Below are 15,935 nucleotides of genomic sequence, written 5' to 3' on the forward strand. Positions count from 1 at the left end.
CATAAAAAACAAAGACTTCAACTAATAACAGTACATTAAAAATTGAAGTCTTTCGATGTGGGACTGATGTCTAACTTAAAGTATCAAAAATAAAATTAAAAGAGATACTTAAAGCGAATACGAGCACCATAGCGATCCTTATCACTACTATGTACATTTATCTCGTCTTTGCCATCTATCCGTGAATAATAAGCACCTAAATAGGTTTTAAAATTATCCATATCCAAGATATTAGGTAATTCATAAGAAGCAAATACTGTATTGATATTGTACTTACCAGGATTAAGCGTTAGATAGGTTTCATTTTGCTCATTATTTCCGCTTGTTTGATAGTAAGCTTTAATATCATTATGTGCATAGATATAACCTAATTGGAATTTACGCCACAACACATTACTACCAATTGAAAAATCATTTTCATCTTTAGCATCAAGATAAGCAGCACTTAAATTTGCAACAATGCCATTAATAGGATCATCAGCTAAAGTATCCCATCTTAACGTTAGACCATAACCAGTACGACGTGATTGATCTTGGAATTTTCCATTTTCATCCTCGTAACCATAAGCTTTACTTATTACGTTTGCGTCTATCGCACCTGCAATTGTTAAGTTACCTTTCTGCCATGCAACAACAGGTCTCATATAAATAACATTTTTACGATTATCAAGTTTACGCCCGTGATACTCACCATCTTTGAAAACTGAAGTTCCATCTTCAACTAATGCATTTAACTCAAAATACCAGTCGTTGTAATGTGTGTTAACCATCATGCTACCGCCATCACTACTACGACCACGCCCTTCTTTCATCATATAAATATAGCCAAAACCATCACCATATAAATCATTTGCGGTATTACCTGAATATTCGACGAAAGTATCTTGATTTAAAGGGAACATATCATACGCTTCATAACGGCCAATTTTATATTCCCATTTATTACGTTGACCAAAGTAAAAGGCAGCATCATCTAGATTCATTTTACCGGTCATGTCAGCCATAGGCTGAACACGAAAACCAGCATAATTGCCATTTTTTAATTCTCTCTCACCATCGATACCAATTAAAATACGCCCATTAAGTGACCACTTTTCGTTATCTTCAAAGTCTTTTTGCTTACCAGGCATCATTCTCATTGATGTTAATTGACCTTTTTTACTTGCCGCATCAATATTATATTCAACATCGCCATACAATTTGAGGTCACCCCAATTTGTATTAGTAGAGAAAAAACCTGTAGCTTCTTTATTCCCTGTATTAGCAAGCTGAACTGATTGTTTTTGTTGAAGTTCATTTAGCTGGGTTTGAGCGATACTGGCTTTAGCTTGAGCTTCATCTGATTGCTTTTCTAATACAGCAATGCGTTGCTCCATATTCATTGAAGCAACGTTATTTGTAGGCTTTCCTTTATATCCATTATTTGAATTAACGAGTTGTTCAAGACGAGCTGCTTTTTGTTCTGCAGCAGCAGCTCTTGCTTCAGCTGCATTCGCACGTTGTTCTAACGCATTTAATCTTGCTTCAATAGCACTTATATCAGTTTGCGCATTAGCACATAACGGTGTAGCGAGTATCAAACTTATCACTACAGATAATGCTTTCACTTTCATTCGAATATTCCTAAGTTAGCAAATGTTGATTCAATAAGTACGGCAAATACATAACAATCAACTTAGTCGATCGATTGTTCTATTTGATGAGCGTATTGTTATTTTTATGCGGAAATATTTTTATGAATATCAACCGCTTATTCGCATCGCTTTTTCTATTCTTAACAATAAATAAACCACTATCTATGTTACTTTTCTCTAATTTATGCGCATTAAATGCATGCATTATCGAGTAAGGTATACGTTTGAAGTAATGCACTTATTCTCGTTTAAGTGCTTACGAACGTTTATTATTTTGATCTGGTATTTATTTTATTGTTATTACAAGCATATCTCTGGTTTACGTTTTCTATTTTTATAATGGCTTACTAACCTAAATAAAATAATCGCTAACATGGAACATTTCCACAAACATTTATGATTTTTTTGATATCAGTACAATAACCTAAGAAAAACGCCACAAACGGCCATCAAAAAAAGATGACTTACAAAAATAAATGAAGGTAGTGATTGCTAAGATAGTCATTGGGAAGTAAAACAAGTTTTACAAGGAAATTGTTGGTTTCTGTTAGTTAAAAACCACTTTGTAAAGCAGTAGATAGGAGGAACAACGGGTAGAAGAAAAACTGACAGAGGTCATATCATGATAACCTCCGTCCATCATTATCATATTCTGCCAGGTTTACGTAATGCTCTACGAAAGTAAGAAACTGGCATTTTAGGGCAAATTTGCTCTTTTACAGCTGGATTATTTTCTAAATCCTCTTTTTCTATTTCATTATGTCTTCTTGTATTTTGTGGTTGAGTATCTGTTTTATTCATCTTCCCTTTCCTCTGAGATCAATGCCTCATTAATAGCTTCGATTTTCTCAACTGCTTCATTAAGAATGGAAGCAATACGTTCCGCTTTTTCCACAGAAAGCTCTTTTAACACCAGTTTATGGCGTAATACAGCCTTTAATTTTCCAACCGCAGATTCAATCTCTTCTGAAACACCACCCGCGTTTTGAGACAAGTCTCTCGCATAAGCAAGTTTTCTTTGAATATTGGCATCTATTTCCTGATGTTCAGTTAAAAATGCAGAGCCTTCAGGTGTAATGCTGTAATTTTTACGACCCTTTTCAGCAATGGTGGCAACCAGTAGATCTTGCTCTTCAAGTAATGTTAGTGTTGGATAAATAACACCGGGGCTAGGCACATATAATCCTGAAGAGGCTTCATCAATTTCACGAATGATTTCATAACCATGGCTCGGTTTTTTCGCAATCATGCTGAGTAATAAAACTCGTAAATCACCATGATCAAACATACGTTTTAATTGACGTCCTTGACCTTTACCTCGCCCACCGCATCCACGACCGCGTTGTTTGCCTTGTCTTTCAGAACCATGTTCACCATGACAGCATTCACCATGACAGCATTCACCGTGACCCTCATGTCCATGACCATGTTCACCATGACGACATTCACCGCGACCTTCATGTCCATGACCATGCTCACCATGACCTTCATGTCCGTGACCATGTTCACCATGACAGCAATGCTCGCCGTGATTTCCATGGCTCCGACCTTGTTTAACTTTATCTCCACAACGCCCTTTTCCGTTTCCGTGACCATGACTACCATGTTCACCATTTTCAGCACGCTGTTGATAAAGTGAGTGTAATGCTCGAATCATCATAAATATTCCCTCATTGTTTTAGATATATCGAATTCATGTAATGCAATATAAACCGATATATCTAAATTATCAAGCTTTAGATATATCTAAATGTATTACTAAATCAATTCTATCTTTAACAATATGATTTATTTATGATTATATCCATACAAGGAAGAGTGTTATTATGAATGATTCTCATTCTCTAGCTTGCTTTTATGTGCTATCAATGGAAATAAAAGAAGAAAAAATCAAAATAGTTATAAAAAATAAATTTTGAGGAAGTGATCGTCGTTCTGTTTTAGTGAGCTGATGATTGTAAGTAATAAAGAGAAAACGATAAGTGACGATGTCACTTATTTTGTAAGGGGAACAATTAGATGCGGACATTAAACCACCCAAAAAGCGAAGATAATGAGATATCACTCACTTCTTCGTTTTTCAGGCTGGATATTTTTAGTGATCAAAAGTTATTGTTATAACTCTCTCTCTAGCGCAGATAAAACGACCTTTTTAATATATTGGTACCCTGCCTCAATTTGTTGTTTATCACCTATTTGCGTACTTTTTATAGTAAGTTGTAACAGACTTAAATGCTTGATTGTTTCCCACTCATTTTTATCTAGATAACACTCATGACAAAACTGTGCGGGTGCATCATCACTATTACGAGCACAAAGTGTAAGTAAGCTTAGGTCTTGTCTATAGTGACTTTTTACAACTAAGTGTTCATATATTTCTTTATTCAGCTTATTTTGTGTTTCTAAACACGTATTCCCTTTTTTCACAACTGCAAAATTCAATTTATTAAAATCGGATGCTGATAAAACTCGAATAAAGTAGTGCTCCCCTTCCTTTTCAAAGGATTGAGCTTGATTAAAGAATTGTTCAAGTTTGACTCGTGTTTCCCATTGAATTTGAGCATATTTTCCATATCCCGATAAAGTAAAGGGATAAAGTTGATGTACACTCCACATCGAAGCCACTGCAGGTGCTGATTGAATACCGTCAATTTCGGGAACACCATCAGCTTGCTCTGGACATAATCTTGGTGGATTGGTTAGAAAATGACTCATGCGTGCATCTTTAATACAAACGACACCCGTGGGATAAGGTGAAAAGCCAGCTTGAAAAGGCTCAAAAGAGACAGAGTCTGCAAGAGAAAGCTGTGTGACGCTTTCATATATTTCTGGCGTTAATTCAAGTAGAGGCGCTTCTTTTTTTAGTTTTTTGCACAACGTCTTATAAGGAATAAGTTCGTAATTATCATCAAGAAACAAACTTTTCATATAACCAAATTGTGAAGCATCTATATGAATATAAAAAGAATTTTTGTATTTCTCCTCACATTCTCTTCTTAATTCAAAAAGTGGTCTTAATTTATCAATGCTGCCATAAGATGGGGAGCCTAACATACCAATAATACCCAAAATAGGTTCGCCCTGTTCAATAAGACGTAAAACAATACTACGCATTTTTTCAGTATCTGTTTTAAATGATCCATCAATAGGCAATGCAATAAGGTTGTCATATCCTAACCCCAATATATCCATTGCTTTCTTCCAAAATTCAAAACGCGAAACAGGGACAAGTAATTTTCCTAAATGCATTGTTTTTGTCATACCCGTTCCCCGGCATGTCAAATAACTAACATCATCAAAAATCTTACGTTTATGGAGTTGTTCACCCATAGCTAGAATATCTGAGATAGACATATTGAATAACTCAAATGCTTTTTTATCTGCAACCAAATCTCGTGACTTGGGATGGCGGGCAATTGCCATTGGTAATGTTTTTAAATTTCTAAGTGCCCATAATATTTCATAACAAGCAAGGGTATGGCTTGTCGTGATATGCCCAAATGCATCTTTCGATGAAAAGCCAATTAATTTACAGAGATCTTCTATAATTTCCTTTTCTTGTTGTTTTTGTAAGGGCGAATGGTGATTAAAAACATTATCTGAATTGTAAGCCAATGCAGAAAGATAGCCGAATTTAGCCAATTGCATCACCTGTGAATGATGATGAGAAAAATAAGGCTCAATATCTGATTGAGTAAAATTGCTTTGCTGTTTTAGCGACTCTAAAATAGAGTCAAAAGAATTATCTACTACTTTTTTTCAATTGTACAATTTTTTATTTTAGTCTCTAAATTATCACTATTATTTTTTTTTGCTTTACTTGCATTAGGAAAAGAATACTCACTATTCATTAATATTTTTGCCATCTCTCGATGATAACATGCTAGCGTATCAACGGTTCGGGTATGGTATACACGCTCTGCAGCACTCAGACAGGTTTGTTTATGATTTGCCATCATCGCACCTATATATAAATTTTTGTTATTTGTTTTAATGAGAATTGTGTTTATTAATCGTAAATAATTAATCTCTATTCAAATGATATACTACATGATGAGTAAGAATCTTCTTTATTTTATTGATATCAGTTAAGATTTTTTCAATTCAACCTAAAGTTTTCTCTATTTAATGATTAATGATTTAGTTTTATTTGTTAGTTTCTTTATTTTATTATCAATTTTGATTTAAGTTACTTTTCAGTCAATGTGATATTATTTTTACTAAGGTTAATACTTAAACCCACCTTAATTAGAATTAATAAATATTTCTATCGCCCAACATCAATTAAAGAGGATAGATATTAAATTTTATGCGCCACCAAAAATATATTTATTTAATTGTTATTCATTTTTACTTCAATATATAAAAAAACACATGATAAATTGCTCATGTGTTTTTCGGAATATTCGCTTTTTTAAACAAAAAATAACCATTACTTCTTATAACAAATAATATTTAATACTCTTAGTTACTATCATTTACGTTATAAGTCGTATTTTCTAGCACAACTTTACCAATTAAATCACCAGACTCCATTAACTGATGAGCTTTTCCTGCTTCTGTTAATGGGAAAATGGCATTAATTATTGGCTTAATTTTACCTTCAGCAATCAATGGCCACACATGTTGTTTTAATTCTTGTGCAATGTGAGCTTTTTCTTCTACTGAACGGGAACGCATCGTTGAGCCGGTATGAATTAATCGTTTAACCATCATTGGCATCATATTTACATTTTTAGGCATCCCTTTCATCATGCCCACTTGTATTATGCGTCCAAATTTGCTCGCAACTTGGTAGTTCTTCTCGACATAATCTCCACCGATAATATCAAGTACAACATCGACACCTTTACCGTGAGTTAAGATAGGAATTTCTTTAGCAAAATCGGTTTGTTTGTAATTGATGACATAATCAGCACCAATTTTGTAAGCTACTTCCTTTTTTTCTTCAGAACCTACGGTTGTATAAATGGTTGCCCCTATAGCATGGGCAAGCATAATTGCAGTAGAACCGATCCCAGAAGTTCCACCATGAATAAGAACAGATTCGCCCTGTTTTAGTTTGCCTAACTGGAATAAATTAGCCCAGACGGTAAAGAAGTTTTCAGGTAATGCAGCTGCTTCAATATCTGTTAAATTCATTGATGGTAATGCGATGTCTTCATGTGCAATACAATATTGAGAGTAACCACCACCTGCGACTAAAGCACAAACCCGATCACCCAATTGCCATTTAGTACAACTTTCACCTAAAGCCACTACTTCTCCAGAAACTTCAAGGCCTGGAATAGGCGAAGCATCTGCTGGTGGCGGATAGCTTCCTTGTCTTTGAAAGATATCAGGTCGATTAACACCTGAGACGGCAACTTTAATTAAAAGATAATGAGGAGGAAGTGAAGGTATGGGTGATATTTTTGCTTGTAATTTGTCTATATCACCAGGTTCTGTAATAGCAATCTCTAACATGTTTGCAGGTAAAACAGTATTCATCATATGCTCCCATTTAATTTATCCACTCTCTGATCTTAACGCTAATTAAGCTTTTTCTATCACTTATCTTACTTATTTCAAGAAAAGTGTTCGCCGATTAAGCAATAAATAGATCAAAGTGTATTTAAAGGAAGATTATAACCAACCTTGCTTCTGATGTTGTATGCAAATCGGGCATAATGTTGCATCAGATTTCCATGATAAGAAAGCTAACCGACATTTTTCACAGTGTGCATCATAATAGTGATAAAAAATGGGTTCGTTATTTTTAGCGACATGTTCTTTAACATGAATGGATTTAGGGAAACAAACAACTTCACAATTCATACAACCAGTACAACGTTTTTCATCCAGTTTGAATATATTGTTTTCGAGTTCAATCGCACCTTCATCACAGACCTTTGCACATGCGGAACAAAGAATACATGTTTCGGTATCTAACTGAATTTGAAACCAACTATCTTCTGGATATAGTTGTTTTCTTGCATTTAATCCTGTTCTTACTTGATCTTTATTTAATGGTTTTTCATCAAGTTTTTGACGAAAAAGCATAAAACGACGACCACTATCAATATCAGTAGGTTCTGTGATCATTAATTGCCAGATAGGCTCTTGTAATGTTTTTAGTTGAAGATTTAAATTCGCCAAAACAGGAAGCCATTTATCCACTAAAGGTTGCGCTATTTTCATTCCTCTAATGTGATATTGACGATGCCACACTAACAATTCTTCTGTGCTTGCTAGTGGTTCATCATGATTAACAACAAGATAATTATCCTGATGTGTTCTTTCATGAGGTGTAATGTTTTCTATTGCATCGACAGGGCAAGTAAATAGACAATTACCGCATTGAAAACAGCGTTCATTATCTATTTTTACTTCTAGATGACCAAAAGTGATAGCGCCCACAGGACAAACTTTAGAGCAACTATCACATAGGCTTTGTTTGAGGCGTTTTCTAACACATTTATCATTAATAATTGGTTCAGGAGGAAGATCCACCTTAATAAAACGCCTCATACTTCACTACTCCACTACTTTACAATAAAGAATGCAAAACGATTGAGAATTTCTGCAATCAGTATTGTTGCGCTACTTGCTAATACCATACGCAATCCTGAAGTAAATACAGCATTACGATATTTCCATACGCTGTATCCCATCATTAAAATACCAAGAATTGACAAAATCCATGCAGATATTCTTAATCCGAATGTTTCATTATACGCAATGATAGGCGTATGAGGGAACGTTATTGCATCATTTGTTGAAATGACTGATGACATCCATTCTAAATAAAAGGGTTGCTCCGCCATACGTAATGTTACTGTAAGAAAAATAACCACTAATGCACTGATTACAATTCTTTTTGCTAGCTCACTATTTACAAAGGCTTTAACGCGAAGTGCTGTTATTAATAGCGCTATAGCGGCCCCAGTTGAAAATAGTGCGCCTATAAACATAAAGTAAGTATTAACGTGCATCCATGTCAGCATCGAAGTGTTGTAATACAATGACGCCATACATATTATATCAATGATGCCAAGCAGACCAATAACCGCTAATAAGGTTTTGTTCATGTGCCCTTTAATCAAAACCACTAAGGTATAAAGGCATAACGCACCAAGATAAACGGCAGCAAATATGATTTCACGACTCAACCATGATGAAGAAATATGGCGTAATGCATGAAAAGCATTCCATGGATATCCCATATGTAACGTTGATGCTAATAATCCTAAACACCCTAAAATAGCGGCAGTTAATAACACGGGTCGCATAGCAACCGTGGCTCTTTGATTACCAATCTCTTTTTCTAACCAACAAAAATAAAGGGCTGAAAAAAGAGTTACGCCAACAGAACTCTGGACGAATAAAGTAAAGGTCACTAATGGCCATTCATTCATGCTTGAACTCCTCCCTTTTTCGTCGCACCAGTATGAGGTTTGATAACTAAATTTGGATTTGTCATCGTAAAGTCAGGTAATCCTTGAACTTGGCTTAAATGCCCATATTTCGCTCTTAACTCTTTAATCTTGCCAAACTTAATCGCATTTAGCGGGCATGTATCAACACAAATTGGATTTTTGCCTTCTGATAGTAAATCAATACAAAAATCACATTTTGACATTTGTCCGGTCTCTTCATTCATTTGTGGTGCGCCATAAGGGCATGACCATGCGCAATAACCACAACCGACACATTTAGAGGTATCAACACGAACAATGCCATCACCTTCACGTTTGTGCATTGCTGTTGTTGGGCAGTTTTTCACACAAACGGGTGATTCGCAGTGGTTACAAGAAATAGTTAATGTATATGCAAACACATTATTAACCAGACCACCTTGCCCTGTCGGTGCAAAACCGCCTCCTTTTACTTCATAAATACGGCGAAAACGGCGACCAACTTCTAAATTATTTTTATCTTTACATGCTACTTGGCAAGCTTTGCAACCAGAACAACGAGAGGAATCAATAAAGAAACCGAGCTGTTCATCGCTTACCGGTGCATATTCTTTAAAGTCACTCATGCTTTGGTTACCTCAACTAAAACAGTTAAATGTGAATTACCATGTGATAATGGTGTCATTCGTGTCGATGTTAAAACGTTAGGGCACCCCCCATGATCAACGCCGTTTTCATCGGGAGCCCACCAAGCACCGGCTTGTAAACCAACAACACCAGGAATAATGCGTTGTGTTACTAATGCTGGGATCTCAGTTATTCCGCGTTCGTTATAAATACGCACCATATCACCATTTTTGATACCTCTATTTTCAGCATCAATTGGATTTATCCACGCCTCTTGACGTTGAGCTTCTTGTAACCAAGGATTAGCGTACTGCGTTGAGTTAGCTCTATTTTTTCCTTTCCAAGTCAACATTTGTAATGGATATTTTTCTGTTAATTTGTCTTCTGGGCCTTCAATTGCTGGCACATAATGAGACAAAGCCGGAATATCCGGATTATTCATGTCATAAAGACGTTTAGAAAAAATCTCAATTTTACCTGAAGGTGTTGGGAATGGATTATTTTCAAAGTCACTGATGTTTTTTTCAAAGGCAACAAAAGGTTTATCTTTAAAAAGATAACGGCGTGTTTTTTGTAACTCTTCAAAATTAGGAAAATCAGGTCTATCTTCAAAACGTGTTTTGTTAATATCAACAAGGTGAGCAATCCATTCTTTCTCACTACGACCTTCAGTGAAAGCTTCTTTTACACCCATTTTTTCCGCAACTTCTGTAATCCATTCATAATCAGAACGGCGTTCAAAAGCGGGCTCAACAACTTTTTCAGAAAGTAGGAAGTAATTTCCTGTTCCCCACGTATTTCCTATGTTCCAGCGTTCCAAGAAACTGGTTTCAGGTAAAACGAGATCGGCATATTTTGCAGAAGGTGATAAATAGAGATCGCTGACAACAATAAATTCTACCTTTGAATCATCTTCTAGTAATTTAGCAGCTGCATTCACATCTGGGTTTTGATTAACTAAATAATTACCCGCTAAAGAGAAGATCATCTTGATATTTGAATCAAGTTTATCCGCATCAACAAGCCCATCCTCAACACGAACTTTACTTGCATCTTCAACAGCTTGCATCCAGTTCATTATCGAGATTTTAGCTTTAACTGGATTATTACCAATATTAGGTCCACGCATAGATTGACGATTACCAATACCACCGTAACCCGCAGCCCAAGCGCCTTTTTTACCCACATTACCTGTGATTGCTGCCAATAATGAAGATCCTCGCGCACTACGTTCACCACAAATATGGCGTTGAGGTCCCCAACCTTGAATTAGAGCAGCAGGTTTAGTCATTGCATATTCGCGTGCTAGCTGACGAATAGTATTAGCGGGTACTCGAGTGATTTTTTCTGCCCATTCAGGTGTTTTTTCTATGCCATCTTTTTTACCCGTTAAATAAGCAACCAAAGATTCATTAGCAGGAACACCTTCAGGCATGTGATCTTCATCAAAACCCACGACATACTTATCAATAAAAGGTTTATCATGAAGATTTTCAGTAACAATGACATACATCATTGCATCCATTAAGGCATTATCTGTCGTTGGTAAGAGAGGTATCCATTGATCAGCTAAAGATTGCGCAGTATCAGAATAACGAGGATCGACCACAATAAACTTAGTACCATTATTTTTCATCTTTTGAAAATAATGGTTAGTATGTCCAAAAATAGTTTCATTAGGGTTATGGCCCCATAAGATCACTAATGGTGTGTCTTCGAGGGTGTCTAAAGAGCTACCTGTTTTTGCAATACCATAAGTATAAGGCGTTACCTTTAAGGTGTTACCCAAGCTAACCGAATGGTAATAAGGAAGATAGCCTCCTGTTAAGTTAAAGAGTTTCTTCATCATGGTATCACCAGAGAAGATCCCCCCTGTTACTGCTGTGCTCACTGTTAAAAAACGACTTCCAGCACCATGTTTCTCCGTTAAACGTGTCACATTTTCCGCAATGAGCGTTGTTGCCTCATCCCATGAAATGCGTTCAAATTTGCCTTCACCACGTTTGCCGACCCTTTTCATTGGGTATTTCAATCTATCAGCATGGTAAGAAAACTTGCGATAACCTCGTCCACGCACACATGCCCTCATAACAGGCATAGCTTCATCTAATTCATTATCTGGTCTCGTGGTAATACGAGTAACAATACCTTCCTTTATATGTGCACGGATATCACACTTACCACCACAGTCAAAAGTACTACATGTAGCAACAACAGTGGCCGGTTCGTTATCATTTCGTGCAATAGGTAAGCTTTTATCTATATTAGCTTGTGCATTTCGTGCGAAAAAAGGCACAGTAACTAATGCCGCACTTGTTTGAACAAAATGGCGACGACTTAAAGACATCATCCCTTTGTTTTCTTCACTTTTTTCTATTTTTTTCATTAGTTTATCATTCTCACATAACAACTCTCATCAGTGAAAATAATAGGGTATAGTGGTAAACCCTCATTGATGTATATCAATACCACTTAATAGGTAATAGAATGTTTCAATTTTCCGCACTTCTTTGCAGTTCCCCCATCTTTTATAAGGAAAAGCTAATTCAAGGTAGCATTAAGTTGTATCAAAAATACACCTAGTTAACTTTACTTATTTTTTGTTAAGAAAATAAAGAGTTATGTATAAAAAACACGAATTTAAGGTAAAGCCGTAAACTAAATGTCAATATAAAGATAGAAAATATTGAAGCACGCCTTCATTTTTGGCTTTTGACGAGGATAATTTAGTAATAGCACTATAATTTCATTAGAAAATCGAATAATATACCAATCGAGTATAGGGTTAGCGCAAATTGTTCTAAATAAGCCTTTAAGCAAAACATCGTTTTTATCAAGATACATGTTTTGTTACATTCAGAATTATTTCTACACGTATCGTTATTCCCCTTACCAATTACTGCAATATGTGTTAAAATTGACGCATATCAATATTTTTATTTGTAATGAGCAAGCTTATGATCCCAGAAAAACGCGTCGTTCGCCGAATCCAATCTGGCGGTTGTGCAATCCATTGTCAGGATTGCAGTATTAGCCAGCTCTGCATCCCGTTTACTTTAAACGAGCATGAGCTTGATCAACTCGATAATATTATCGAGCGTAAAAAGCCCATCCAAAAAGGTCAAACCTTGTTTAAAGCCGGTGATGAGCTGAAATCACTTTATGCCATACGTTCCGGTACTATTAAAAGTTATACCATTACGGAAGAAGGCGACGAGCAAATAACAGGATTTCATCTTGCTGGTGATTTGGTTGGATTTGACGCCATTATTAATACTGAACACCCTAGTTTCGCTCAAGCCTTAGAAACATCAATGGTTTGCGAAATTCCATTTGAGACTTTGGATGATCTGTCAGGCAAAATGCCTAACTTACGTCAACAAATGATGCGCCTGATGAGTGGTGAAATCAAAGGTGACCAAGAGATGATCTTACTGCTATCGAAAAAGAATGCAGAAGAACGTCTGGCTGCTTTTATTTATAACCTCTCTCGTCGTTTCGCTCAGCGTGGTTTTTCTCCTCGTGAATTCCGTTTAACCATGACACGCGGTGATATCGGTAATTACTTGGGTTTAACCGTTGAAACGATTAGCCGTTTATTAGGTCGCTTCCAAAAAAGTGGCATGTTAAGCGTTAAAGGTAAATATATTACCATCGAAGATGGTACGTTATTAAGTGAACTAGCGGGTAAACTTCCTTCGTCAGCTGAAGTTTAATATCTGTTACATTTCACTCGCTAATTTTATAACGGGGCACACAAATTTGTGCCCCGTTTTCTATTTTGTACTATTGAATTTTATCTTCTTGGGTTATCTTTAAATTGTAGATGGATAAATCCAGCCCTAAAGAGGATATTACAATGGAAAAATATCAAAACCTTCTCGTTGTCATTGATCCTAACCAAGATGACCAACCAGCACTTCGCCGTGCTGTCTATATCGTTCAGCGTAATGGTGGGCGGATAAAAGCTTTTCTACCTGTTTATGATCTCTCCTATGACATGACAACCCTTTTATCTCCCGATGAACGCAACGCAATGCGCAAAGGTGTTATTAGTCAAAAAGCAGCTTGGATCAAACAACAGTCTCGCTATTACCTTGAAGCCGGTATAGAAATTGATATTAAAGTCATTTGGCATAATCGACCTTATGAAGCCATTATTGAAGAAGTCGTAGCACATCAGCATGACTTACTCATAAAAATGGCTCATCAACACGATAAATTAGGTTCACTTATTTTTACTCCTCTAGATTGGCAATTACTTAGAAAATGCCCTTGCCCTGTCTGGATGGTTAAAGATAAAGAGTGGCCTGAATACGGCGCTATTGTCGTAGCAGCAAATTTATCAAATGAAGAATCTTATCATGATGCTCTTAATCTAAAACTTATTGAATTAACAACTGATTTGTCTCATCGCATACAAAAAGATCCTGATGTTCATCTACTCAGTGCTTATCCTGTTGCACCGATTAATATTGCGATTGAGTTACCTGATTTTGATCCTAATCTTTATAACAATGCACTTCGTGGTCAGCATCTTATTGCGATGAAAGAGTTGCGCCAGAAATTCTGCATCCCTGAAGAGAAAACACATGTTAAAGAAGGATTACCAGAACAAGTTATTCCTCAAGTTTGTGAAGAGTTAAATGCAGGTATTGTTGTTTTAGGTATTTTAGGAAGAACCGGGCTTTCAGCAGCCTTCTTAGGAAATACCGCAGAACAATTGATAGACCATATCAAATGTGATTTATTGGCCATCAAACCAGATGGTTTTACCTGCCCTATTACAGTTGATAGCGATCACGATTGATTGTTGAAGTATCCATTAAAAAAGCCAGTCAAAGAATTGACTGGCTTTTCACTATTCACTATCTGTATCTATTACAGTGCTTTTAAAATTGCGTCTACGCTAGCTTTAGCATCGCCAAATAACATTTGCGTATTCTCTTTAAAGAATAGAGGATTCTGAACCCCAGCATAACCTGTATTCATGGAGCGTTTAAACACAATGACGTTTTGTGCTTTCCACACTTCTAACACAGGCATACCTGCAATTGGGCTATTTGGATCATCTTGTGCTGCTGGGTTTACCGTATCGTTAGCACCAATAACTAAAACAGTATCAGTATCAGAGAAGTCATCATTAATTTCATCCATTTCTAATACAACGTCATAAGGTACTTTAGCTTCCGCTAACAATACATTCATATGGCCCGGTAAACGCCCTGCTACCGGGTGAATACCAAAACGTACTTTCACACCACGTTGACGTAATTTCTCAGTGATGTCATGCACAGGGTATTGTGCTTGAGCCACCGCTAATCCATAACCAGGAGTGATAATGACAGATGTTGAATTTTTCAGCATATCAGCGACTTCTTCAGCCGTTGTTTCGCGATACTCTCCCATTTCACCATCTTCAGTTGGAGCTGAACCATCTGTACCAAATCCACCTGCTATTACGCTAATAAAGGAACGATTCATCGCTTTACACATAATATAAGAAAGGATCGCACCTGAAGAACCCACTAATGCACCGGTTACGATTAACAGATCATTGCTCAACATAAAGCCTGCGGCGGCGGCGGCCCATCCTGAGTAGGAGTTCAGCATCGAAACAACCACTGGCATATCAGCGCCACCTATCGATGCAACTAAATGCCAACCAAATGCTAATGCAATTACTGTCATTACGATGATTAAGAAAACTTGTAAGCCAACACTGTCGGTTTTAACAAACCAAACCATCAATAAGAAAGAAACAACTAAAGCAGCAAGATTTAATTTATGGCGATTAGGCAACATCATCGGTTTCGACGACATTTTTCCACTTAATTTACCATAAGCAACAATCGAACCTGTGAATGTAACAGCACCAATGAAGATCCCTAAAAAGACTTCTGTTAGATGGATATTCACCATCACAGGATCCATTGCTGTGTTGTGGTCAAGATAACTGTTAAAACCAACTAATACAGCCGCTAAACCTACAAAACTGTGTAAGATTGCAACCAATTCTGGCATTTGAGTCATTTCGACTTTTTTAGCTACACGGATACCAATAACAGCACCGATTACCATTGCAATAATGATCCAACCTACATTGCCAGCATAAGGCCCAAAAATGGTTGCGAACAGTGCAATCGCCATCCCTGCAATACCAAAGTAGTTACCTTGTTTAGAGGTTTCATGCTTTGATAAGCCGGCAAGGCTAAAAATAAATAATATTGCGGCGACAATATATGCCGCTGTAACAACTCCGCTGGACATAATTGTC

At 36.5% G+C, this 15,935-nt stretch carries 13 protein-coding genes; 2 read left to right on the forward strand and 11 right to left on the reverse strand.

Annotated features, from left to right (window positions below):
• Window positions 1-95: 95 nt before the first annotated feature.
• The 10 genes from LG402_RS10420 to LG402_RS10465 form a co-directional block, all read right to left on the reverse strand.
• Complete coding sequence (locus tag LG402_RS10420) at window positions 96-1,613, reverse strand: carbohydrate porin (protein WP_227336921.1); 1,518 nt, start codon at window positions 1,611-1,613, stop codon at window positions 96-98.
• Between the two features lie 666 nt (window positions 1,614-2,279).
• Entirely contained in the window at window positions 2,280-2,435 is a 156-nt protein-coding gene (locus LG402_RS10425) for a hypothetical protein (RefSeq protein ID WP_164526352.1), read from the reverse strand.
• Window positions 2,428-3,294 (reverse strand): PadR family transcriptional regulator, encoded by an 867-nt coding sequence (locus LG402_RS10430; RefSeq protein WP_227336922.1) that lies wholly within the window; start codon window positions 3,292-3,294, stop codon window positions 2,428-2,430. Before LG402_RS10430 ends, LG402_RS10425 begins: the two co-directional genes overlap by 8 nt.
• 455 nt (window positions 3,295-3,749) lie before the next feature.
• Window positions 3,750-5,276: a tyrosine decarboxylase gene (locus LG402_RS10435; RefSeq protein ID WP_227336923.1), complete on the reverse strand. Its 1,527-nt coding sequence runs from the start codon at window positions 5,274-5,276 to the stop codon at window positions 3,750-3,752.
• Between the two features lie 107 nt (window positions 5,277-5,383).
• Window positions 5,384-5,590: a hypothetical protein gene (locus LG402_RS10440; RefSeq protein WP_227336924.1), complete on the reverse strand. Its 207-nt coding sequence runs from the start codon at window positions 5,588-5,590 to the stop codon at window positions 5,384-5,386.
• Window positions 5,591-6,098: 508 nt separating this feature from the next.
• The gene (locus LG402_RS10445) at window positions 6,099-7,127 is read right to left on the reverse strand and encodes an NAD(P)H-quinone oxidoreductase (protein ID WP_166541143.1); all 1,029 of its coding nucleotides are present in this window, start codon (window positions 7,125-7,127) and stop codon (window positions 6,099-6,101) included.
• Between the two features lie 132 nt (window positions 7,128-7,259).
• Entirely contained in the window at window positions 7,260-8,144 is an 885-nt protein-coding gene (locus LG402_RS10450; protein ID WP_166541142.1) for a 4Fe-4S binding protein, read from the reverse strand.
• A gap of 14 nt (window positions 8,145-8,158) precedes the next feature.
• Window positions 8,159-9,031 carry a dimethyl sulfoxide reductase anchor subunit family protein gene (locus LG402_RS10455; protein ID WP_166541141.1) on the reverse strand — a complete coding sequence of 291 codons (873 nt, stop codon included), beginning with the start codon at window positions 9,029-9,031 and terminating at the stop codon, window positions 8,159-8,161.
• Entirely contained in the window at window positions 9,028-9,657 is a 630-nt protein-coding gene (locus LG402_RS10460; RefSeq protein WP_109408131.1) for a DMSO/selenate family reductase complex B subunit, read from the reverse strand. Before LG402_RS10460 ends, LG402_RS10455 begins: the two co-directional genes overlap by 4 nt.
• On the reverse strand, window positions 9,654-12,044 hold the full coding sequence (locus tag LG402_RS10465; RefSeq protein ID WP_227336925.1) for a DMSO/selenate family reductase complex A subunit: 2,391 nt from the start codon (window positions 12,042-12,044) through the stop codon (window positions 9,654-9,656). Before LG402_RS10465 ends, LG402_RS10460 begins: the two co-directional genes overlap by 4 nt.
• Before the next feature lie 571 nt (window positions 12,045-12,615).
• Between LG402_RS10465 and LG402_RS10470 the strand changes: the two genes are divergently transcribed.
• Both LG402_RS10470 and uspE read left to right on the forward strand, forming a co-directional pair.
• A complete protein-coding gene (locus LG402_RS10470) occupies window positions 12,616-13,374 on the forward strand; it encodes an FNR family transcription factor (protein ID WP_072068170.1) in 759 nt (252 codons plus the stop codon).
• Between the two features lie 143 nt (window positions 13,375-13,517).
• Window positions 13,518-14,468, forward strand: a complete 951-nt coding sequence (uspE, locus tag LG402_RS10475; RefSeq protein WP_166541139.1) for a universal stress protein UspE — start codon at window positions 13,518-13,520, stop codon at window positions 14,466-14,468.
• Between the two features lie 71 nt (window positions 14,469-14,539).
• Here the strand turns inward: uspE and pntB are convergent, their stop codons facing one another.
• On the reverse strand, window positions 14,540-15,928 hold the full coding sequence (gene pntB, locus LG402_RS10480) for a Re/Si-specific NAD(P)(+) transhydrogenase subunit beta (protein ID WP_227336926.1): 1,389 nt from the start codon (window positions 15,926-15,928) through the stop codon (window positions 14,540-14,542).
• Between the last annotated feature and the right edge of the window lie 7 nt (window positions 15,929-15,935).

It is taken from the genome of Proteus sp. NMG38-2 (assembly GCF_020640995.1).
In the GTDB taxonomy this organism is placed as follows: Bacteria; Pseudomonadota; Gammaproteobacteria; order Enterobacterales; family Enterobacteriaceae; genus Proteus.